16 protein-coding genes are annotated in these 22,863 nt (G+C 64.7%); 7 read left to right on the top strand and 9 right to left on the bottom strand.

Annotated features, from left to right (window positions below):
- Positions 1 to 957, bottom strand: a complete 957-nt coding sequence (locus tag NKJ88_RS20315) for an N-acetylmuramic acid 6-phosphate etherase (protein WP_023689957.1) — start codon at positions 955 to 957, stop codon at positions 1 to 3.
- A 199-nt stretch (positions 958 to 1,156) separates the two neighbouring features.
- Between NKJ88_RS20315 and NKJ88_RS20310 the strand changes: the two genes are divergently transcribed.
- The 6 genes from NKJ88_RS20310 to NKJ88_RS20285 all read left to right on the top strand — a co-directional run bounded on the left by NKJ88_RS20310 (position 1,157) and on the right by NKJ88_RS20285 (position 8,263).
- Positions 1,157 to 2,035, top strand: coding sequence for a glucosamine kinase nucleotide-binding domain-containing protein (locus NKJ88_RS20310; RefSeq protein WP_023668846.1), 879 nt, complete (start codon positions 1,157 to 1,159; stop codon positions 2,033 to 2,035).
- Positions 2,032 to 2,814: a GntR family transcriptional regulator gene (locus NKJ88_RS20305; protein ID WP_023668847.1), complete on the top strand. Its 783-nt coding sequence runs from the start codon at positions 2,032 to 2,034 to the stop codon at positions 2,812 to 2,814. The genes NKJ88_RS20310 and NKJ88_RS20305 overlap by 4 nt, the downstream gene beginning before the upstream one ends.
- Positions 2,811 to 3,842 carry an SIS domain-containing protein gene (locus NKJ88_RS20300; RefSeq protein ID WP_023668848.1) on the top strand — a complete coding sequence of 344 codons (1,032 nt, stop codon included), beginning with the start codon at positions 2,811 to 2,813 and terminating at the stop codon, positions 3,840 to 3,842. Before NKJ88_RS20305 ends, NKJ88_RS20300 begins: the two co-directional genes overlap by 4 nt.
- Positions 3,839 to 5,014, top strand: coding sequence for an N-acetylglucosamine-6-phosphate deacetylase (gene nagA, locus NKJ88_RS20295; RefSeq protein ID WP_023806186.1), 1,176 nt, complete (start codon positions 3,839 to 3,841; stop codon positions 5,012 to 5,014). The genes NKJ88_RS20300 and nagA overlap by 4 nt, the downstream gene beginning before the upstream one ends.
- A 9-nt stretch (positions 5,015 to 5,023) precedes the next feature.
- On the top strand, positions 5,024 to 6,136 hold the full coding sequence (locus NKJ88_RS20290; protein WP_023696931.1) for an NAD(P)/FAD-dependent oxidoreductase: 1,113 nt from the start codon (positions 5,024 to 5,026) through the stop codon (positions 6,134 to 6,136).
- Positions 6,137 to 6,208: 72 nt separating this feature from the next.
- Positions 6,209 to 8,263, top strand: coding sequence for an ABC transporter ATP-binding protein/permease (locus NKJ88_RS20285; RefSeq protein ID WP_027049251.1), 2,055 nt, complete (start codon positions 6,209 to 6,211; stop codon positions 8,261 to 8,263).
- A gap of 72 nt (positions 8,264 to 8,335) precedes the next feature.
- On the opposite strand, the gene NKJ88_RS20280 is transcribed toward NKJ88_RS20285, so the two are convergent.
- The 5 genes from NKJ88_RS20280 to NKJ88_RS20260 all read right to left on the bottom strand — a co-directional run bounded on the left by NKJ88_RS20280 (position 8,336) and on the right by NKJ88_RS20260 (position 18,487).
- A complete protein-coding gene (locus tag NKJ88_RS20280) occupies positions 8,336 to 9,847 on the bottom strand; it encodes a malonate--CoA ligase (protein ID WP_031195257.1) in 1,512 nt (503 codons plus the stop codon).
- A gap of 269 nt (positions 9,848 to 10,116) precedes the next feature.
- A complete protein-coding gene (locus NKJ88_RS20275; protein WP_023694237.1) occupies positions 10,117 to 10,854 on the bottom strand; it encodes a GntR family transcriptional regulator in 738 nt (245 codons plus the stop codon).
- A 494-nt stretch (positions 10,855 to 11,348) separates the two neighbouring features.
- Complete coding sequence (gene rpe / locus NKJ88_RS20270; protein ID WP_023823849.1) at positions 11,349 to 12,026, bottom strand: ribulose-phosphate 3-epimerase; 678 nt, start codon at positions 12,024 to 12,026, stop codon at positions 11,349 to 11,351.
- 304 nt (positions 12,027 to 12,330) lie between these two features.
- Positions 12,331 to 16,203: a DUF7929 domain-containing protein gene (locus NKJ88_RS20265; RefSeq protein WP_352445176.1), complete on the bottom strand. Its 3,873-nt coding sequence runs from the start codon at positions 16,201 to 16,203 to the stop codon at positions 12,331 to 12,333.
- Positions 16,204 to 16,213: 10 nt separating this feature from the next.
- Positions 16,214 to 18,487 carry an NHL repeat-containing protein gene (locus NKJ88_RS20260; protein ID WP_352445175.1) on the bottom strand — a complete coding sequence of 758 codons (2,274 nt, stop codon included), beginning with the start codon at positions 18,485 to 18,487 and terminating at the stop codon, positions 16,214 to 16,216.
- A gap of 202 nt (positions 18,488 to 18,689) precedes the next feature.
- On the opposite strand from NKJ88_RS20260, the gene NKJ88_RS20255 reads away from it, so the two are divergent.
- Positions 18,690 to 18,944 carry a hypothetical protein gene (locus tag NKJ88_RS20255; RefSeq protein ID WP_023694242.1) on the top strand — a complete coding sequence of 85 codons (255 nt, stop codon included), beginning with the start codon at positions 18,690 to 18,692 and terminating at the stop codon, positions 18,942 to 18,944.
- A gap of 5 nt (positions 18,945 to 18,949) precedes the next feature.
- Here the strand turns inward: NKJ88_RS20255 and NKJ88_RS20250 are convergent, their stop codons facing one another.
- The 3 genes from NKJ88_RS20250 to NKJ88_RS20240 all read right to left on the bottom strand — a co-directional run bounded on the left by NKJ88_RS20250 (position 18,950) and on the right by NKJ88_RS20240 (position 22,863).
- Entirely contained in the window at positions 18,950 to 19,885 is a 936-nt protein-coding gene (locus tag NKJ88_RS20250) for an alpha/beta hydrolase (RefSeq protein ID WP_352445173.1), read from the bottom strand.
- 124 nt (positions 19,886 to 20,009) lie between these two features.
- Positions 20,010 to 20,792 (bottom strand): carnitinyl-CoA dehydratase, encoded by a 783-nt coding sequence (locus tag NKJ88_RS20245; RefSeq protein ID WP_023729676.1) that lies wholly within the window; start codon positions 20,790 to 20,792, stop codon positions 20,010 to 20,012.
- On the bottom strand, positions 20,785 to 22,863 hold the full coding sequence (locus NKJ88_RS20240; protein WP_023752428.1) for an acetate--CoA ligase family protein: 2,079 nt from the start codon (positions 22,861 to 22,863) through the stop codon (positions 20,785 to 20,787). The genes NKJ88_RS20245 and NKJ88_RS20240 overlap by 8 nt, the downstream gene beginning before the upstream one ends.

The raw sequence follows: 22,863 nt of genomic DNA, 5'->3' as shown, positions 1-22,863 counted from the left end.
CTAGTCTCCCTGTTGACCTTTTTCAGGTTCGGTTTTGAGAACAGGGGCCTTCGCGCCCTTGTTCCCCTCGATCGCGGAAAGGGCCGGCCGCAGCTTCTGGCCGGTCCCTTCCAGTATCTTCTCGGCCGCAACGGCGTTGGCAGCGCCGGCGGCGAGCAGAATGGCTATCTTGACGACGCCGCCGCTCGCTTCGAGCAGCCGCACGGCGTCTTGCCGGTCGCGGCCGCTGATAGCGGCGACGATGCGAGCCGCGCGGTCGCGCAGCTTGATGTTGTCGGCGGTGAGATTGACCATGTAGCCGTCATGGACATGGCCGAGATGAATGGCGGTAAGCGTCGACAGCATGTTGAGCGCGATCTTCTGGGCAGTGCCGGCGCCCATGCGCGTCGAGCCGGCAATCACCTCCGGTGGCGTCTCGAGCAGGATGGCGACGTCGGCCAGCCTGAGCAGGGGCGTGTCCTTGTTGTTGGCAATGGCGATGGTTGCCGCGCCCCGGCTGCGCGCATCCTTCAGCGCCTGCACCGCATAGGGCGTCGAGCCGCTGGCCGAAATCGCGATCAGGCAGTCGCCCTTGCCGATGCCGGCGCCGGCAATTGCCGTCGAGGCTTCGTCGGTGTCGTCTTCCGGTCCGCCGGCCAGGGTCTTGAAAGCGTCGTCGCCACCGGCGATGAGGATGGCGATGCGTTCGCGCTTGATGCCGAAGGTGCCGGGCAACTCCAGCGCGTCGGCCAGCGCCATCAGGCCGGAGCTGCCGGCCGCAGCATAGGCGAGCTTGCCGCCGCCGTTCAGCCGCCCGGCGATGATTTCGGCTGCGGCGGCGATGGCGGGAATGGCGTCGCGCACAGCCTTGGCGGCCTCGATCTGCGCATTGACCAAAGAAGAAAGGATGGCGTCCGGGGCCTGGATGTCCAGTCCCTCGGCATTGCTGTGAAGCGCTTCGGTGCGCGGTTCGGCCATCCCTGTCCCTCCGATGGAAGAACAATACCAAAAAAATACCACTTGTCCACACGAATTAACGAAATTGCGAACTGGGAAAGCGTTGAGCCGGCAAAATTCCCGGATTTTCAACCTGATACGCCTTAATCTTTTTGAAACGGAAATTAATCCCTTGGCTATTGGTATTTTATTGGTATTATCCGCCCGGAGGAGACATCGCGTGAAATTCGTGCTCGGTATCGACGGCGGCGGCACCAGCTGCAGGGCAGCCCTTGCGACAGGCGATGGCGTTGTCATTGGCCGTGCCAAAAGCGGCGCCGCCAACATCCGCACCGATCTCACCGGCGCTCGCACCCACATCGTCGAGGCTGCTCGTCAGGCCTTCATCGCCGCCGGGCAAGATCCGGACCTGATCCCGCAGACACCAGCCATTCTCGGCCTTGCCGGCGCCAATGTCGGCACCTACCGCCAGCAGCTTGAAGCAATCCTGCCGTTCAGCATCAGCCGCGTCGAGACGGACGCCGAGATCGCGCTCGAAGGGGCAGTCGGCTCTGGTGACGGCGCCATGGCTATCCTCGGCACCGGCACCGCCTATATGGCGCGCAAGGGCGGCACGTCGCGCGCCATCGGCGGCTGGGGCTTTCAGGTCGGTGATCAGGGCAGCGGCGCCCGCATCGGCCGCGACCTGCTGGAGCAGACGCTGCTCGCCCATGACGGCGTCCGCCCGCGCTCAGCCCTGACCGACAGCATGATGGCCATTTTCCGCAACAATCCCGAAGACGTGGTCGAGTTCACCACCAATGCCAAGCCCGGCGATTTCGGCGGCTTCGCGCCCAAGGTTTTCGAGCATGCCGAGAAGGGCGACAGCGTCGCCAACTGGATCGTGGACAAGTCGGTTGCCGATGTCGAGGCGTCGCTCCACGCGCTCGACCTCTCTGATGACGCCCCGCTCTGCCTGCTCGGCGGGCTGGCGCCGCTCTATGGGCCGCGCCTTTCCCAGCGCTACCAGGCGCTGCTGAAAGCACCGCTCGACGATGCGCTGGGCGGCGCCGTGCAGATGGCGGCCCGCATCTTCGTCAAAGCGGAGGCGACGCGATGAGCGATGCCGCCGACCAGATCTTCGCCACGCTGAGGCAGTCGTCGCAGAGCGGCGCCCCGCTCTACCTGCAGCTCAGGAAAAGCATCGAGGACGCCGTCAATCGCGGCCTGATCGGGCCGGGCGATGCGCTGCCTTCCGAGCGCGACATCGCCACCAAGGCCGACATTTCGCGCGTCACCGTCCGCAAGGCGGTGCAGGACCTGGTCAAGGGCGGCATCCTCGTGCAGCGCCACGGCTCCGGCACCTTCGTGGCGCCGCGCATGGAGCGCGTCGAGCAGTCGCTGTCCAGGCTCACTTCATTCACCGAGGACATGGCAAGGCGCGGCATGGCGGTGCGTTCAGCCTGGCTCGACCGCGACCTCTACCCGCCCTCGCCCGACGAGATGATGGTGCTCGGCCTGTCCTCGAACGAGCTGGTGGCGCGCGTGGCGCGCCTGCGCATCGCAAACGACACGCCGCTGGCCATCGAGCGCGCCTCGTTGTCGGCCAGCGTGCTGCCGGATCCGGCCGGGATAGGCTCGTCACTCTATGCGGCGCTGCAACTGACCGGCAACCGGCCGGTGCGGGCGGTGCAGCGCATTTCCGCCGCCAATCTCGGCGACGCCGATGCGCGTCTGCTCGAAGTGCCATCCGGCATTGCCGGCCTGCACATCGAACGCATTTCCTATCTCGCGAGCGGCAAGGTGATCGAGTTCACCCGCTCCATCTACCGCGGCGACGCCTATGATTTCGTCGCCGAACTGCGCCTGACAGGGCCGAGCGAAGAGGGCCGACCATGATCCCCAAGACCACCCATATGCGGCGCGAGATCGACGAAATTCCGCAAGCCGTCGCGCGTCTGCTCGATGGCTCGGCGGCGGTGCTGACCGAGGCCGGACGCGGCATTCGCGAGCGCGATCCGAGCTTCGTCGTTACCGTCGCGCGCGGTTCGTCCGACCATGCCGCCACCTTCATGAAATATGCCGTCGAACTGACCGCCGGCCTGGCCGTGGCATCGGTCGGTCCGTCGATCGCCTCGATCTACGGCGCCAAGCTCAAGCTCGCCGGTTCCGCTTGCCTCGCCATCTCGCAATCCGGCAAGAGCCCTGACATCGTCGCCATGGCCGAGACGGCACGGGCCGGCGGTGCGCTCACCGTCGCCATCACCAACACCGCCGATTCGCCGCTGGCGCGGGCTTCGGATTTTGCCATCGACATTCTGGCCGGCCCCGAGCGCAGCGTCGCGGCGACCAAGACATTCGTCAATTCGGCGGTCGCCGGCCTGGCGCTGATGGCGCATTGCACCGGCGACGACAGACTGCTGGCCGCCCTTGCCCGCCTGCCCGAGCATTTCAGCAAGGCGATCGCCTGCGACTGGATGGCGCTGGCCGGCGCGTTGGAGACGCCGCAATCGCTGTTCATCCTCGGCCGTGGCCCGTCGGCGGCGATGGCCGACGAGGCGGCGCTGAAATTCAAAGAGACCTGCGGCATGCATGCCGAGGCCTACAGTGCAGCCGAAGTCATGCACGGCCCGCTGGCGCTGGTCGGGCCAGGCTTCCCGGTGCTGGCGCTCGCCGCCCGCGATGCCTCCGAGCCGTCCGTGGCAGAGGCTGCCGACAACCTTGCCGGCAAGGGTGCAGCAGTTTTTGTAACCTCGGACAAAGCCAAGAGCGCGGCGCGGCTGCCGCATGTCGCCACCGGTCATCCCTTGACCGACCCGCTGACGCTGATCGTCTCCTTCTACGGCTTCGTCGAAGCCTTCGCCCGCCATCGCGGCCTCGATCCGGACGTACCGCGCAATCTGCGCAAGGTGACGGAAACCGTATGAGCGACCGTTTTGCCCTGACTGGCGCCCGAATTTTCGATGGCGACGACTGGCATGATAACGCCGCCCTTGTCGTGCACGGCGATGTGGTCGAAGGCATTCATCCCGTCGGCGCCATTCCGTCGGGCGTTGCCCGCATCGACGCCGGGGGCGGCATGCTGGTGCCGGGTTTTGTCGACCTGCAGGTCAATGGCGGCGGCGGCGTCATGCTCAACGACCATCCCGATGTCGCCTCGCTGGCAACAATCTGCCGGGCGCATGCGCCGTTCGGCACGACCGCACTGCTGCCGACGCTGATCACAGATACGCCTGACATCACCGCCGCGGCCATTGCCGCCGGCACCGGGGCGGCACGGCAAAAACTGCCGGGATTTCTCGGCCTGCATCTCGAAGGGCCGCATCTCTCCGTCGCCCGTAAGGGCGCGCATGAACCGGCGCTGATCCGGCCGATGACGGATGCGGATGAAGCGGCGCTGGTCGCGGCACGCAAAAACCTGCCGGTGCTGCTGACGACGATAGCGCCTGAATCCGTCGAGCCTGCCCGCGTTGCGGCCTTGGCCAAGGCCGGTGTGATTGTCAGCCTCGGCCATTCCGACACCGGCTACGCCACGGCCAGAGCCTTTGCCGATGCCGGCGCCAGCGTGGTCACACATCTGTTCAACGCCATGAGCCAGATCGGCAACCGTGAGCCGGGGCTGGCGGGTGCGGCCATCGACATAGGCAGTCTGTCGGCCGGGATCATCGCCGACGGCATCCATGTCGATCCCGCCACCATGGCAATCGCGCTGCGCGCCAAGCAGGGGCCGGGCAGGATCGTGCTGGTCACCGACGCCATGGCGACGATCGGCACCGACATGACGTCGTTCACCCTTAACGGCCGCATCATCTATCGCAAGGATGGCAGTCTGCGGCTGGCCGACGGCACGCTGGCCGGCGCCGATCTCGATATGATCTCGGCCGTCCGCTACATGCACAGGATCGTCGGGCTGGACCTGTCGGAAGCGTTGCGCATGGCCTCGCTCTATCCGGCGCAGGCGGTCGGCCAGGCCCACCGGCTCGGCCGCTTCGCCAATGGCACGGCTGCCGATATCGTCGCTCTGTCGGACGCCCTCGACGTCAACGGCGTCTGGATCGGCGGCGACAAGGTTTTTGCAGGCGCGGACAGTCCGCGCTAAAGTCCACCCATGCATGATGTCGACTGCGTTGTCGCCGGAGCCGGTGTTGTCGGCCTCGCCATTGCCCGCGCGCTGGCGCTGTCGGGCCGCGAGGTGCTGGTGGTCGAGAAGGCCGCAGCCATCGGCACGGGCACCAGTTCGCGCAATTCGGAAGTCATCCATGCCGGGCTTCATTATACGCCGGGCAGCCTGAAGGCCCGTCTCTGCGTCAACGGCCGCGAGCGTCTCTATGCCTATTGCCGCGAGCACGACGTCGCCCATCATCGCACCGGCAAACTGATCGTTGCCGTCCAACCCGAGCAGTTGGACAAACTGCAGGCGATCCAGATCAACGCGGCGCAATGCGGAGTCGGTGACCTCAAGCTTTTGACGCGCGCAGAGGCTGAAAGCCTGGAACCGGCGCTGAGCTGCGCCGGCGCGCTGCTGTCGCCGTCAACCGGCATCGTCGACAGCCAGGCGCTGATGCTGTCATTGCGTGGAGACGCGGAAGCGGCCGGCGCATCTTTCGCCTTGCTCACCGTTGTCTCAGGCGCGAGCATCGAAGCCGACGGCATCCGGATCGACACGCGCGACGCCGATGGCGAGGGTTTCACCTTGAAGACCGGCGCCTTCATCAACGCCGCCGGCCTCGACGCGCAGGCGCTCGCCGGCCGCATCGAAGGCCTCCCGCAAGACCGTGTTCCGCCGCTGTGGCTGGCGCGCGGCAATTATTTCGCGCTTTCCGGCCGCTCGCCCTTTTCGCGGCTGATCTATCCGGTGCCGGTCCATGGCGGCCTCGGCGTGCATCTGACCCTCGACATGTCGGGGAGCGCGCGCTTTGGCCCGGATGTCGAATGGATCGATCGCGTCGACTATACCGTCGATCCCGCACGAGGCGCTGCCTTCTACGACGAAATCAGGCGCTACTGGTCCGGCCTGGCGGACGGCGCCCTGCAACCGGCCTATGCCGGCGTCAGGCCGAAACTGTCCGGTCCGGGCCAGCCGCCCGCCGACTTCGTCATCCAGGGACCGGCTGACCACGGGGGCGGTCAGATCGTCAATCTGTTCGGCATCGAGAGCCCTGGCCTTACCGCCAGCCTCGCCATGGCAGAGCATGTCGTTGGGCTTTTATATCCGCAATGACGGACGTTTCCTGAAACGTCGGGCAGGCGCATACCATGAAACCTTTTGATATGGAGGTCGTTGTCGGGGCATATGTCCGAGGCAAAACCCAAATCGGAACCGACCGACGGTGTCGGAGCGCGCGATGCCACGAAGTCGCGCCGGGAAAAGCCGTCACGGCAAACGCGCGGAGATGGACCGCGCGAGGACACGCCGCGCGAGAAAAAAGCATCGACAGTGGAAGCCGCCTCCGAGCCCGTTGGCGAGGCTGCGCCGCCGCCGGATGCCGTCGAACCCGATCCCAAGCTGACGCCTGAGCAGGCCGAGCAGGCGCGCAAGAAATATCTGCTGCGGCGTTTCTGGATCAGCGGGCGCGGCTATTGGGGGAGGCATGGCGACAAGCTCGCCTGGCCTTTGACGATCGGAGTGCTGCTGCTGATCTGCATCAACATCGGTTTCCAGTATGGCATCAATGTCTGGAACCGCTCGATGTTCGATGCCCTCGAGCAGCGCAACGCCCGCACGGTCTATCTCCTCAGCGCCGTATTCGTGCCGCTGGTGATCTGCAGCGGCAGCCTTGTCGTCGCGCAGGTCTACCTGCGCATGACGATCCAGCGCCGCTGGCGTTCCTGGCTGACCACCGGGGTGGTCGCGCGCTGGCTGGCAAACGGCCGCTACTACCAGCTGAACCTCGTGGGCGGCGACCACCAGAACCCCGAGGCCCGCATGACCGAGGACCTGCGCATCGCCACCGAGTCGCCGGTCGATTTCACCGCCGGCGTCCTCAACGCGTTCCTGTCGGCCTCGACCTTTATCGTCGTGCTGTGGACCATCGGCGGCGCGCTCACCCTGCCGATCGGCGGCGAGAGCATCACCATTCCCGGCTTTCTGGTCATCACCGCGATCATCTATGCCGCCATCACCTCGACCTCGATGGTGGTCATCGGCCGCGATTTCGTCCAGCTCTCCGAGCGGAAGAACCAGGCGGAGGCCGAACTGCGTTACACGCTGACGCGCGTGCGCGAAAACGGCGAGAGCATCGCCTTGCTGGGAGGCGAGGACGAGGAGCGCAGCGGCATCGACAGAAATTTCGGCCACGTGCTGAGGCAATGGGCTCTGCTGACCGGACAGCACATGCGCACGGCGGCGGTGTCGCAGGGATCGAGCCTGTTTGCGCCGGTCGTGCCGATCCTTTTGTGCGCGCCAAAATTCCTCGAAGGCTCGATGACGCTTGGCGAGGTGATGCAGGCGGCGTCTGCCTTTGGCATCGTGCAAGGCGCGTTCGGCTGGCTGGTCGACAACTATCCGCGCCTCGCCGACTGGAACGCCTCCGCGCGGCGCATTGCCTCGCTGATGATGTCGCTAGACGGGCTCGAGCGCGCCGAGCAGAGCGATGCGCTCGGACGCATCAACCGAGGCGAAGCCGAAGACGGCGCCATCCTCAGCCTCGACAATCTTTCCGTGACACTCGACGACGGCACCTCCGTGGTCAAGGAAACCGAGGTCGTGATCGAGCCGGGCGAGCGGGTGCTGGTTTCAGGCGAATCCGGTTCAGGCAAGTCGACGCTGGTGCGGGCCGTCGCGGGCCTGTGGCCATGGGGCGGCGGCAGCGTCAATTTCCACACCGACAGGCGCCTGTTCATGCTGCCGCAACGCCCCTACATCCCTTCCGGAACGCTTCGCCGCGCGGTCGCCTATCCCGCGGCGGCGGACAAGTGGACCATCAAGCAAATCAAGGCTGCCCTCGACAAGGTGGGGCTTGGCTATCTCACCGGCAGGATCAAGGAAGAGGCGCCATGGGACCAGACGCTGTCGGGCGGCGAAAAGCAACGCCTCGCCTTCGCGCGCCTGCTGCTGCATCGCCCCGATATCGTGGTGCTGGATGAAGCGACTTCGGCGCTCGACGAGAAGAGCCAGGACACGATGATGTTGACGGTGATCCGCGAACTGCCTGACGTCACCATCATCAGCGTGGCGCATCGTGCGGAGCTCGAAGCCTTCCACAGCCGCAAGATCACCCTGGAGCGGCGCGAGGGCGGCGCCAAGCTCGTCAGCGACGTCGACCTCATCCCGCGCAAGCGCAAACGCAGCCTGCTGAACCGCGCTTTGTGGGGTTCCAGCACTCGGGTGAAAAAGCCGCGCAGGTAAAAGGCGCCACTGCCGAACCGCGAACAGATGTCCAGGCGAAGCGCTTGGGCAAAGACATTAGCCGGCTATGGATTAGCCGTAGAGACCCTTGTAGGTCTCGCGCAGCAGGTTCTTCTGCACCTTGCCCATCGTGTTGCGCGGCAGCTCATCGACGAAGATCACCTGCTTCGGGTGCTTGTATTTGGCCAGCTGGCCGGCAATGGCGCCAACGATCTCGGCCCCGGTGATCTGCGATGCCGGCGCCCGCACCACGACAGCGGTGACGCCTTCGCCGAAATCGGGATGGGCAATTCCGATGACGGCACTTTCCAAGACGCCGGCAACGGCGTCGATCTCGCTCTCGATCTCTTTGGGATAGATGTTGTAGCCGCCGGAGATAATGAGATCCTTGCCGCGGCCGACGATGTGGACGTAGCCGTCCGCGTCGATGATGCCGAGGTCGCCGGTGATGAAGAAGCCGTCCTTGCGAAACTCCGCCTTGGTTTTTTCCGGCATGCGCCAATAGCCGGAAAAGACATTCGGACCTTTGACCTCGATCATGCCGACTTCACCCTGGCCAAGCGCATCGCCGCTGTCAGGGTCGGCGATGCGCAGCGAAACGCCGGGCAGCGGGAAGCCGACCGTGCCGGCCCGACGCTCGCCCTCATAGGGGTTCGACGTGTTCATGTTGGTCTCGGTCATGCCGTAGCGCTCGAGAATGGCGTGGCCGGTGCGCTCGCGCCAGGCCTTGTGCGTTTCGGCGAGCAGCGGCGCCGAGCCGGAAACGAACAGGCGGATGTTCTTCGCCGCCTGGGCATCCAGCCCGTCCTGCTGCAGGAGCCTGGTATAGAAGGTCGGCACCCCCATCATCACTGTCGCGCGGGGCAAGAGCGAGACGATGCGGCCGGCGTCGAATTTCCGCTCGAACAGCATCGAGGCGCCGGCCATCAGGGTGACGTTGGTGGCGACGAACAAGCCGTGCGTATGGAAGATCGGCAACGCGTGGATCAGCACGTCATCCCCGGTGAAACGCCATTGCTCGACCAGCACGCGCGCATTGGAGGCCAGGTTTTCATGGCTGAGCATGGCGCCCTTGGAGCGTCCGGTGGTGCCGGATGTGTAAAGGATTGCGGCCAGATCGTCCGGCCCGCGCGCCACGGCGTCGAAATCCGTGGGCTGTTGTGCCGCCAGTGCGGTCAGCGAGCCCTCACCATTGCTGCCAAGCGTGACGGTGGCAGCACCCGACGCCTGCGCCAACGGCGCGATAGCGCCGGCGCGGGCCGGGTCGCAGACGACCAGCCGCGGCTCGGCATCCCCGAAGAAATAGCCGAGTTCGGCCAGCGTGTAGGCGGTGTTGAGCGGCAGGAAGACCGCGCCGGCGCGCAGGCAGGCGAGGTAAAGGAAAATGCATTCGGGGCTTTTTTCGACCTGCACGGCAACGCGGTCGCCAGGCTCGACGCCGAAATGCCTCAGCGCATGTGCCAGCTGTGCCGATTGCGCCAGCATGTCGCGATAGGCGATCGCGCGTCCGTCATCGGTCGCCATCAGGATGCGCTCGGAGGCTGAAATCCGGCTGCGGAACGCGTCGAACAGGTGATTGGTCATGCGCCTTCCCTAGAGCATGATGCCGAAAAGTGTGAAGCGGTTTTCGGAGGACATGCTCTACCCTTTGATTTAGCCGGATGATTTCAGGTCGATTCGGCCTGAAATCATCCGGCTCTAGCGCATGGCCTTGGAACAAAGGAAACGATTTCGCCTCCGTCCGGCAAAAACGTGAAATCGGGTTTGCCGCCGATCAGATGAAGGCAAGCGGACTTGGATAGCGGGCGATTTTGGATAGCGGGCGGATTTTGGATAGCGGACCGGAAGCGCTTCTATCTGCGGCTGCGCAGCGCCTTGGTGGCGCTCACGCGTGGATCGCCGCTGTCGTTGAAGCGCTCCATGCACATGGCTGCCGTCAGACGGTAGTGGTTGAGGAGGGCTTCAACGGCGCCGTCCGCATCGCCATCCACCGTGCGCTCCGCAATCAGCCGATGTTCACTGATTTCGTCGCGCTCGCTGCCGTCCTGGGAGATCAGCCGGTAACGGGAGGCCTGATCCGAAAGCTGGTCGCAAAAGCCGGTCAGCCAATGCGAGCGGCAGCCTGCGATCAGTGCCCGATGGAAGGCGCGGTGCAGCTTTTCCCATTCCGGATTGTTCGAGGACGGATCCTCCGGCAAGCGGCGCGGGGCACGCGCCAGGCGATGCAAGGCCAGCACGAGCTGCTCTTCCCATTCGCCGGTGCGGTTGGCAATGGATTCACGCAGCGCCCGCTCTTCCAGCCAGCAGCGGGTGCGCGTCAATTCCTCGAGTTCTGGGGCACTGACCGGCATGATGAAGAAACCGCGCTGGTCGTGGCGGCCGAGCAGGCCTTCCGAAGCAAGTCGGTTGAGGGCCTCGCGAACCGGTGAGGCGCCGGCGCCGTAACGGGAAACCACCCATTCGACACGAAGCTTGCTTTCACTTTCAAACACGCCGCGCAGGAGATCGTCGCGAAGCTGTTGATAGACCGTACTAGCGAGTGTGCTCTTGGGTCCCGCGCCTTCGCTCACATCGGCAGATCCGTAGGTCAATACGACTCCTGTAGCTCTCCCATGCTCCGCTAGCCCGTTCGCGAAGCAAACGATTTCCCCTGTAAATTTACTGTAACTCCTAAGGCATCCGCCCCTCAAGCGAAAGATCACGATATTCGACTTAAAGAGGAAGGTTGACCGCATCTTATCCGCCGGAAGTAACTAAAATCGTGAAAAACTTGTTCTTCTGAAGAAAGTTTGTCTGCCAGCATGGCAGGTGCCCTCGAGAAACAGCTTCGAGATCCCGAATACGGATAATTTTTTCTTAACGCGCGTCATGCCGCCGGATTGACCTCTCCCCGCATGCAGATCCCTTCGGCAGTTATCCACTAGATTTATGGGCCAAAACTAGTGCCGGATGCCGCGATCCTGTCGCTTGCCGCGATGCCCTTGCGGCTGCCACCCGTTGACGGCTTTTTGGGAGATCGAAGGATCAGGCAGGGAGATCAGGCCGAGGAGAACCTACCAGCCGGGAACTTGCCCTGGAACTGATGTCAGCCGGCAGCCCGGTCGGCCGCGGTTCGGATGGCTTCTATATTGGCCCGGTAGGCTTCGACGCTGCCGCCCTTGAAGATGGCGGCGCCTGCCACCAGCACATCGGCGCCGGCTGATGTGACCAGGGGGGCGGTTTCCGGCGACACGCCGCCGTCGACCTCGATGCGAATCGGCCGGTTGCCGATCAGCGCTTTCACCCGCTTGACCTTGTCGACCATGGCCGGGATGAAGGCCTGGCCGCCAAAGCCCGGATTGACGGTCATGATCAGGATCAGGTCGAGCCGGTCGAGCACATATTCGATCGCACTTTCCGGCGTCGCCGGATTGAGCGATACGCCGGCCTTCTTGCCGAGACCCTTGATGGTCTGAAGCGAGCGGTCGAGATGCGGTCCGGCCTCGGCATGCACGGTCATGCCGTCGCAGCCGGCATCGGCAAAGGCGGCCAGATAAGGATCGGCCGGCGCAATCATCAAATGGCAGTCGAAAAAGGCCTTGGTGCGGTTGCGGATGGCCTTGATCACCGGCGGGCCGAAGGTGATGTTGGGCACGAAATGCCCGTCCATCACGTCGAGATGGATCCAGTCGGCGCCGGCCGCCGTCACCGCCTCGACCTCGTCGCCGAGCTTCGAGAAATTCGACGCCAGCACCGATGGCGCGATCAGGGTCTTCCTGCTCATGATGCGGCCCCTTTGGGCGCCCTGTTTGCGGGCGCGGCCTTGACGACTGCTAGAGCAATTCCAAGAAAAGTGGGAACGGCTTTCCGTCCGGAATTGCGTGAAAACAAAGAGATAGAGCGGTTCGGCTTTTCCACCAAACGATGAACTGCTCTAGACCATGATCCCGGAAAGGGAAAGTCGGTATTTGCTGCGCCCGGCAGCGGGTTCGGCGAATACCTGGCCGCCCGATCGCCGCAGCGCGCCCAAGGAAAAACCCCGCCGGATCGCTCCGGCGGGGTTCTGAATTTTGACTCGTATCCAGATCCTATGGCTTGAAGTTGGCCGCCGGATCCCTTTGCGGCTGTACCTGCGTCTGCGGCGTGCGCTTCGGTATGAACTGCTGAAGGACACCTGGATTGAGCAACAGGGTCGGATCGAGCGACGGCTGCTGCCGGATCGCCCTGCAGTTCGGGAACCGACCAACCGTGCCTTCGGGGCAGCGCCGCTTGATGATCGGCACGCACTGGCCGCCGACCATCTGCGAGCCCGGGGCGCAGTCTCCCACCTGCGGCCTCGGCTTGCGGCATGCGCCGTCGATCACCTGGGTGCCGCGCGGGCAAACACACTCGCCGCGCTTGTTGTGCACCTGGCCGCGTATGTCGCACTGTTCCAGCACAGGCTTCTTCTGCCGGCAGGCATTGCCTTGCACCTCGGTACCCCGCGGGCAGACACAATTGCCGTTGGCGTCGTGGACCTGGCCGCGGATCGAGCACTGCTCGGGCTTCGGCCGGATCGGCCGGCAGACCTTGCCCCTGACTTCTGTGCCGTCCGGGCAGACGCAATCGCCATTGGCGTTTTGGATCTGACCACGGATCGAGCATTGTTCAGGCTTTGGCCGGATCGGCCGGCAGGCTCCATTGCGCACCTCTGTCCCACGCGGGCAGACACAATCGCCATCGGCGTCATGAACCTGGCCGCGTATGCCGCACTCCTCGGGCTTCTGCTTGTCGCGCACGCAGGCATTTGCCTGTCGGTCGAGATGCGTACCTTCCGGGCAGTAGCAGCCATTGCCGTCCGACGTCGGGACCGAACCGGGGATGGTGCAGCCAGGCTTGTCGGTCTTGATGCAAGCGCCGTTCTCAAGCTCGGTTCCGCGGGGGCAGACACAGCGTCCATCCTCGGTGCGGATCTGGCCCTTGAGCAGCACGCAGGGCCTTGGATCCTTTGGCTGGATGATGACGCCGCCGTCGGGCGAGCACTGGCCGTTGCGGAACGTCGTGCCTTCCGGACACACGCACCGACCGGCATCGTTCATGACGAACCCCGGCGAGCATTCCTTCTTCACCTCGCGCTTGATGGTGAAGGGATGGCAGGCATAGGCCTTGCCGCGATCGCCCTGAATATTGGTCAGGTCGCCGGGCAGTACGTCGCCGCCGCCTTGCACCCTGGTGTCGGGAGACAAGACCCCGACGCAGTTCTGGCCGCTGACGTTGCCCCGCAGATTGGCCAGGGGAGCGTCGGGAAGGACCACGGTGATCTTGTGCACATGGCTTTCCCCGGCGCCGAGCGTCAGGTTGGCAATGCAGGTCAACGGCAAGGTCGTCGGTTCGGGCGAGCAGCCGAAGGGCGGCTCGATCGAGGTGATCGCGACGCCTTGCAGCCGCCCCAGCCCGTCCACCCCGATCGCATCGCCGATGCGGACCGGACCGGAGAAGGCGGTCTGGCCATCATTGGTGATGGTGATCTCGAACGAGCAGGGTTGCCCGGGCTGGCACTCGGCATCGCCGGTCTTCTTGACGCTGATGGTGGACGTGCCGCCGCCCTTGGCGCAGGCCTGGCCGATAGGGTAGACGATATCGTCTCCAGGGGCCGGGCCATACGAGCCGCGTGCGCAGTTCTCGAACGCGCCATTGGCCGAGACCGTCACGTCGAAGTGCCTCGATGTTCCGGGAGTCATCACGGCGCCGGGAATCTGGCACGACAGCGCATTGGCCGGAACCGCTCCGCAGGCCCATTCCGCACCGTCGGGTGTGACGGTCTGGATCTGGACCGTCGCGCCACCCGATATCAGCGTGGCAGCATCGTTGACCCGCACCGGACCGGTGGGGGCAGAGGTGCCAAGGCTGATGACGGTGATGCGGCAGGAAACCACCGCCGCACCGGCGAGCGAGCCATTGCAGACCTTGGTGATGCGTAGGGTCGGCTTGCCGCCATTGGGATGACGGAAGCGTTCCTTGGCGCAGGCCTTGTTGTTGGTGAGGTCGACCTCACCGGGGACGGGCTTCAGCGCCGCGCAGTTCTCGACCGAATCCGACTGGTAGCCGGCCGGCATGACCGCCCTGACGACGATCGGCGTCGAGGCGCCCGGCATCAGCACGATGCCTGCATTGTCGCAGCGGAACTGGCCGGGACCGTTCGGTCCGCATGTCCAGGGCGGAGACGGGCCGAAGGTCGAAGAGGCCGGCGCGCCGCCCGGGTAATTGTCGATAACCGTCAGCGGCCCATTATAGGGGACGCTGCCATTGTTGATGATGTCGATCACGAAGTAGCAGATGCCGTCGGGTGTGCAGACCGGGATGCGGGCACGCTTCTTCAGGATCAGGTCGACCTTCTTGTCGACCGGGGGCCGGCAATCGCGGTCGCGGTCGCCACGCCGGCAGATCGGGATCGAGGCACAGCCGCGATCGTTCTGCTGGCTGCCGAACAGCGGCTTGCCGCTGGCGCCGTAATTATAGGTGGCGCAGTTGCGCAGCGCGCTGCCTTGCCAACCACCCGCCGGCTTGAAGCCGAGCTTGAGGTTGATGGAGGCCCCCGGATTGAGCGTGGTCACCGGATAGGTGCACGTCATCGGGGTCACGCCGGGCATGCATACCCAGGGCGGATTGGGCCCTGAATCCAGAGTCGAGCCGGCCGGCAGCGTCACCTCGTCGAGCACGATCTTGCCGTGATACGGCCCGTCGCCGACATTGGTGACCTTGATGGTGAAGTCGCAGCCGCCCCCCATCGTGCAACGCGTCACGTCGGCGCGTTTCTCGACCTTGAGGTCCGGTTCCTTGTCCTTGGGGGGACATCTCAAGTCACGCGGGATGACGATGTCGATGGTCTGCGTGCAGCATAGTCCCCAACCCTCCTTCGGGCCGGCATAGGTCTCGATGCCGGTGACGATGAGGTGGATGACGTCGCCGGGCGATGCACCGACGATCTTCCAGTTCAGCACACCGCCGCCCGCCGGCACCAATTGCGTGTCGGGGATGATGGTGATGCCTGGGGTCGTCGTCGATACCTGCACCCATTTTCCGCCCATCTCCGGGCCGACAGGCATGTGGTAGATGAACGCGCCGCCGCCTTGCACGCAATCGACCGTGCCGCGCTCCACCTTGAAACATTCCCGGTCGGGAGGCGGAGGCCGCTTGTCACAGTTGGTGAGGTCGATCTTGATCGAGGTCTTGGCCCCGGTCTTGTAGTCGCCGTCGTCGGGCTTGCCCGGATCCTGCGACGGGATGATGGCCCCCGTGCCGACGCCCGGCGTCACCTTGATCATGCCCTGGTTGTCGACGATGGTCGGCGAAGGAAACGCCGCATGGTCGATCTTGGCGGTGATCTTGAAATTGATGACGCGTTCATTGCCAGCCCCAGCGCCGTCGAGATCGGTGGTGGAAATCCGGAAATCGGAAACCGTTGCCGTATCGTTCGGATTAGCCGAGGTGCTGATTGTCGCACCCGGCAGCGGTCCGCCAGACGCATCCGTGCCGTCGCCGGACACGTTGACGTTGACGATCGCAAGACCGTGCGGAAGCTGATCCTTGAAGTCGAGTTGGAGTTTCTTCAGCCTGGCCGAAAAGCTTGGGTCGGCAAAGCCTTGCGAGTCGCCGCGCAGGCCAAAGCTCAGGGAGTAGACGACGTAGTCGCAGCTCCTCTGTGTGCCTGTTTTGGTGAAGAACGGCACGATCCGTTCCGGCCTCGGATTGACGATTTTTGAATTGTCGAGGTCGAGCCGCAGTTCCGGAGTGATCGGGACTGCATCTTCGGCGTGGCTTGCCACAGGGGTGAACATGGCGACCGCGATACCGGCCGCCATCAGCCAGCGCGCGCCGCGCCTGGCATATGACGGGGGTTTCATGATGGTCTCCATGACGGTTGGCTGCTTGCCGGTGGATTGACTGCTGTTCGCGGTCGGGGAAAGTGCGAGATTTTTCATCTTCCCCTCCTCAACGTTCGCAGCTGACGGCTGGGGTTCTGAGCGGCAAAGTCATCTTGCAGCAAGGGTAGTAGCCACCCTTGTCCTTGTCGGACTGCCTGTAGAAGCAAAGTCCAACATCGACTCTGTCGCCCGGAGAATGGCCGGTGATGTCGACCGTGTAAGGCTTGCCGGGAGCATGCGACTGGGGTGATGTCACCCCGACGCCTGGTGTCCTGGACTTTGTCTCACTGGAAGGCTGGACCTTGATCGAATCGCCGCCAAAGCCGGCATGGTCATGGAGATAGAGGTCGGCCTGGAGGCCGCGAGGCGTGCAGTAGAACTGAACATCCTCGACATCGATGCACGGAGGCAGATCGCCGGGCGGTGGGAAGTCCGGCGGATAGAACGGCGGCAGATAACCGCCGGGGATCTCTTCATAATAGCCGGCCCGGCCTTCGCAGGGGTGCCAGACCTCGACGTCGCCGACATGGCCTTCCACTTCTGGGTCTTCGAAATAGCCGTCGAAGTCGACGAACCACGAGCCGAAAGGCGGCACGTTGGCCGGCTTGACCAACGGCGTCGGCGTGATCTGCACGCCGTGCACGCCAAGCGGCCCGCCGGCGGCGAGCTGGTCGGCAAGTGTCGGGCTGTCGCGCAGCTTGTCGCCGGTGTTGACCAGCGTGTCGGTGCACACGCCGGTGTCGAGATTGCCGTCGGCGTCATAGCCATATTGCAGGTCGAGCCCACCGGCCGACTGCCGGTTGCCTTGCGGGAAGCCGACCGCATATTCCTGCGGCTCTTCCACCCAGACCGATTCCGTCGCCGGATCGTCCGGGTTTTCGCGCCAGTAGCGGATGACCTCGCCCTTGCCGGAATCGGCGAACTGGCTGTAATCGTAGCGATTCTCGACCGGGCCGAGCTGCGCCAGATACATGAAACCCTGGTTGTCGAAGGCGATGTCGGTGACGGCGTAGTCCTTGTCGGCCTTGACCGTCAGCTCCCAGCGCGGATCACCGGCAAAGCTGCCATCGCGGGCAATGCCAACCGACCAGATCTCGGCCTTTTCGCCGACCGAATAATAGAGCCGGCCGCCATGATAGGCGACGGACCAGACGCGGCGTTCGTCCTGCGTGTAGCCCCATGTGTCGGGGTCTTCCGAGTCGAAGGCAGCACCCTGTATGTCCATCACCGCACCGTCATCGGCGACGGGAGCCAGCCCATGCGCCGGCCGCCCGGCAACGCCGTGATCGAATGTGTCGATCAGCGTGCCGTTGGCGTCGAGGCGGTGGATGAGGCCGGTGTCGAGATCGCTGGCGAAGAACTCGCGGTGATTGCTGTCGAAGCTGATGTCGCCGATGCCGGAACCGCTGTTGGTGTCAATGTCGGCGAATTTGGAGACCGCGCCGGTGATGCCGTCGATCTTCCAGATCGTGCCCGGACCGCCACCGCTTTCGGTGCCGAACTGGCCGTCCATGAAGACGGCGCCTGCGGTGCCGCGGCGCTGTCGCTCGGGCCGACCGTCGGCATCTTCGTCCGGGGTGACGATACGGATGCCGTGCAGCGAGGTCGCGCCGGCATAGAGATTGGGGACGCCCGAGGGAACGCCGTCGCGCATACCGTCATCATAGGTGATGGCGAATACCTGGCCGATCTGTTCGGCCGTCACCTCGAAAGGCGGCGGCGTGTAGACGAGCTGGCCGGAAGCCGGTCCGCCGAGCGCCGAAACGTCGAAGACGCGCAAGGTGGCGCGCGTCGTGTCGATGAAGGTTTCGTCGACCGGGTCGACGCCGGGCGGCAGCCCCCCCCTTTCGGAATCGGCAGAGTCGAAATTGGGAATGACGGTGCCGGAAAATCCGGTGACCGCCATCGAGCCGGGATAGATGATCTGGGTTTCCTGCGCTTGGGCGGCTGTGCCCAACCAGAGCGCGGCGCTCAGCGCCAGGGCAAGCAAACCGCCGCCCAGATGGAGCGAACGGCGCAAACCGCCGCTTGGAGACGACATGGACGCGCCGCGATCGCAGGACATAAAACTCCCCCCGAAGTTTTCGGGAGGAACATCCGGTCCGGCCGCGCGAAACAGGGCAAGGCGCGGCGTTCCGGCACGTTCGTCCCTGATCGAATTGTCTGCTTTCCTCATCTTCACGATACGCCTGCTCCTGCGCAGGGTCAACGGAATCAGCCGAAAGCCCAGCGCATCGACTCCATCCCGAAGGCGGTGGTCGCGCTGAGCTTGCGTTGGTCCCGGAGACCGTGGAGCCTCTGGGGTCCTGGTCATGGGGGCATCCTTTCCGGCCCGCACCATGCGGCGCCTGGTCGTCAGTCGCAGGCTGAAGCGGAAAGGTTCATGCAAAACGGCGGCCGGGTCTGTCCGCCACTTCACAGAGGCGCGGCTAATTCCTTGTGTCAACTCAAGGTGGAAAACAGTCTTGGCGCGCGAAAGACCGGCCGGCTTACTTACCGTCAGTGCCGGCTTCTGCTAGCGTCTTCCCAACCCTGGGGGGATCATGACACGCAGGCACTTCGTTCTCTTGCTGGCGGCGCTTTTTCCATGTGCGTTGCCGGTCCATCAATCCGTAGCCAAGACCTTGGTCTACTGCACCGAGGTTAGCCCCGATACGTTCGATCCCGCACGCGCCTCCGGATCCCGCGACGCCTCGGCCACCGCTCTCTACAACCGCATGGTCGAGTTCGAGCCCGGCACCACCAAGGTGCGCCCCGATCGCATGGCCGAGACGCTGATCGCCTTTGTCCGCGGCTGAGCCGTTCACCAGATCCAGTCGCCTCTGCACAGCACCGACACCGCCTCGACGATACGGTTGAAGCTGGCGCGGGCCCGCCCAACCGTGTGCCTGGCCCGGAGATAGCCGTGCACCAGTCCCGGCTCCTCGAACCAGGTGGCATGGCCGCCGGCAGCGAGGACGCGGTCGCGATAGGCCTCGCCGTCCGACGACAGTGGGTCACACTCAGCGGTGATCAGCACTGTCGGTGGCAGGCCGGTAAAATCTGCGTCGGCCATTGGATACAAAGTGATGTCGCCGGTCCCATCGACGCCGCCGGTGCGGATATCCCTGTAGAAGTCGAGATCGCGCACCGTCAGCATCGGCGCTTCCGCATGCGTCAAATAGGAGCCTTGCGAACGGTCGCCGCCGAGGCCGGGATAGATCAGCACCTGGCCGATCGGCTTTTTGGCATGGCTGCGCGTTGCGTGGGCGACAGCCGCGCAGAGATTGCCGCCGGCGCTGTCGCCGCAGAGCAAAATAGGGCAGTCGTAGTTCGAGGCCGCCCATTCGAAGGCATGCAGCGCATCGTCGAAGGCGGCAGGGTGCAGATGCTCTGGCGCCAGCCGGTAGCCGATGGGGACCACTTCGAAGCCGGTCCGGGCGCACAGCTCGGCGCAGACATCGTCATGGCTGTCCAGCCCACCGAGGATGAAGCCGCCGCCATGGATGTAAAGCACCATCGCGTCCCGGTTGGGTGAGGCAGAGCGATAGATGCGGATCGGGATGTCGTGGGCGGCAATGATTGTCGTTTCCGCCGTCACGCCATCGGGATAGCCGGCAAAAAACTCGCGGCACATCCTGTCATAGATCGCACGCTGTTGGGCGATGGTGTAGTCGATCGTGTCGGGAGGATAGTAGGAGTTGGTCTTCTCGATGAAGGCCCAGGTCTCGGCGTCGATGAGGGTTTTGTAGTCGGTCATGCAGCTCCTTTACCTCCCCCTTGATGGGGGAGGTCGCCGCGAAGCGGCGGGTGGGGGGTGGTGGCGCATCACCCCACCCCGGACCTTCGGTCCGACCCTCCCCATCGAGGGGAGGGTAAAGAGGCTACTTCCCCTTCCACACCGGGTCGCGCTTTTCCGCAAAAGCCCGGAACCCTTCCATATTGTCCTCCGAGCCATAAAGCGCATCGACCGTCGCCAATTGCCGGCGCGTCACGCGGTTCATCGCGTCCTGGAAGGTCAGCGCCTCGGCCACCCGCGCCGTCTCCTTGATCGCGGCAAACACCAGTGGCGGACCGCCGGCGAGCAGCCGGGCGATCTCCCAGACGCGCTCCTCGAGCTTGTCCTTGGGCAGCACTTCGTTGACCAGCCCCCAGCGATACGCTTCCGCCACATCCATCCAGCGGCCGGTGAGCAGAAGGTCCATGGCGACATGGTAGGGAATGCGCTTGGGCAGTTTGATCGTCGCGGCATCAGCCAGCGTGCCGGCGCGGATTTCGGGCAGGGCGAAGGAGGAATGGTCGGAGGCGAAAATGAGGTCGCAGGACAGCGCCAGCTCGAAGCCGCCGCCCACCGCCATGCCGTTGACGCAGGCAATGATCGGCTTGTTCATGTCGCGCAGCTCCTGCAGGCCGGCAAAACCGCCGACGCCATAGTCGCCGTCGACCGCGTCGCCACCTGCGGCTGCCTTCAAATCCCAGCCGGCGCAGAAGAACTTGTCGCCGGCGGTCTTGACGATGGCGACGCGCAATCCGGGATCGTCGCGGAACGCCTTGAAGGTCTCGCCCATCAGCCGCGAGGTCTTGAGGTCGATGGCGTTGGCCTTGGGCCGGTCGAGCGTGACCTCGAGGATGGTGCCCTCGCGGCGGGTGGAAATGACGTCAGACATTCTTCTTCTCTCCCAGCACCAGCAGCGCGTCGGCGATCCAGGCGCCCTTGCCCTCGGCGCAGACGATCAGCGGGTTGATGTCGAGTTCCTCGATCTCTCCGGCATTCGTCTGCACGAAGCCGGCAATGCCCGCGATGGCGTCGATGGCAGCCCCGACATCGGCCTTGGGCCGGCCACGATAGCCGTCCAGCAGCGGAAACAGTTTAAGGCCACGCAGGGCCGCCTCGATGTCGTCGCGCGTCGCCGGCAGCATCAGCGTGACGCTGTCGCGCAACAGCTCGACCAGCACGCCTCCGGTGCCCAGCGTCATGACGGCGCCGAACATCGGGTCGCGGGTGAAGCCGACGATCAGTTCGGCAACGCCGTCGCGCACCATGCGCTCGACATAGAGGCCGGTGCCGAGCGGCAGCAGATCATGCGCCGCCGTGCTCACGGATTCGGCGTCCTTGAGGTTCAGCCTGACCGCGCCGACTTCCGATTTGTGGGTGACTCCGAGCGCCTTCAGCGCCACCGGGAAGCCGAGCGCCATCGATGAGATGACGGCCTCGACAGCATTGGCGGCACGTTCTGCCTTCGGCACAGGCAAGCCGGCCTTGATCAACCGCGCCTTGGCTTCGGCCTCGTCAGGGGTGACATGGTCACCTCCGGCCGCACCTGCAGCCGACGTGTCGATAGACTGCGCCTGCGGCTCGGCCCAGGCCCAGCCGATGAAGGCTGCCGCACCTGCGGCATCCATGGCCTCGGAGATGCCGAACAACGGCACCATGCCGCGCGCCATCAGTTCGGCGGTGTATTCCTCCGGCAGGTTCTCCGGCAGCGAGGAGACGATCGCACCATGCGCCTTGTTGGTCTTCAGCGCCGATTCGAAGGCGCGCAGCGTCGCCCACCAGTCGGTGACCGAGCAGCGGTCGGGGCGCGGGAAATCGAGCACCAGCATGTTGAGGTCGAAGCCACCCGACACCATGGCGGTGAAGGTTGCGGTCATCGCCGGCTCGTTGTTCCAGATGAAGGTGTGATAGTCCAACGGGTTGGCGACCGCGACCAGCGGCCCGAGCGTCGATTTGACATGGGCGCGGTGCTTCCTGGTGAGCTCCGGGAAATTGACCCAGCGGCCTTCGGCGCTGTCGGCCATGACAGAGGCTTCGCCGCCGGAGCAGCTCATCGACGACAGACGATAGCCGGGCAGCGGCCCGGTGACATGCAGCAGCTTCAGCGCCTCGATGAAGGCGGGGATGGAATCGACGCGGGCAATGCCGAGCCGCCGCAGGAAAGCGCCCGAGGCAGCGTCCGAGCCAGCCAGCGATGCCGTGTGCGAGACCGTCGCCTGCCGCGCCTGTTCGGAGCGACCGACCTTCATGGCGATGATCGGCTTCTTCAGTTCGCGCGCCCGCGCCGCCAGCTTCTCGAAGCCGGCTACCGAATCGAAGGCTTCGATGTGCAGGCCGAGCGAGGTGACGCGCTCGTCCTCGATCAGGCCGAGCGCCATTTCGGAGAGGCCGGTCTGCGCCTGGTTGCCGGCGGTCATCAGGAAGGCGATCGGCAGGCCGCGCTTCTGCATCGTCATGTTGATGGCGATGTTGGAGGACTGGGTGATGATGGCGACGCCCTTGGCGCCTTCGGGCAGCCTGATGCCGCCATGCTGGTCGGGCCATAGCAGCGCGCCATCGGCATAGTTGATCAGGCCGTAGCAGTTCGGCCCGATGATCGGCATCTGGCCCGCGGCAGCCACCAGTTCGGCCTGCAGCCGCTCGCCGTCATCGTCATAGGCCTCGGTCTCAAGAAAGCCCGCGGCAAAACAGACGGCGCCGCCGGCGCCACGCTTGGCCAGCGCCTTGATCACCTCGATGGTGAGATGCCGGTTTACGCCGACAAAGGCGGCGTCGGGCGCCCCGGGCAATTCGGCGACCGAGCGATAGGCCTTGCGGCCGGCGACCTCGTCCTTGTTCGGATGCACCGGCCAGATTTCGCCGACAAAGCCCATCTTGATCGATTGGGCGACGACGGCGGCGGCCTGGGCCCCGCCGAACACCGCGATGGATTTTGGGCGCAACAGACGCTCAAGCTTGTGCAT

This window comes from Mesorhizobium sp. M0016, assembly GCF_040324035.1.
GTDB lineage: Bacteria > Pseudomonadota > Alphaproteobacteria > Rhizobiales > Rhizobiaceae > Mesorhizobium.
This window is presented reverse-complemented; position numbering and strand designations above follow the sequence as displayed.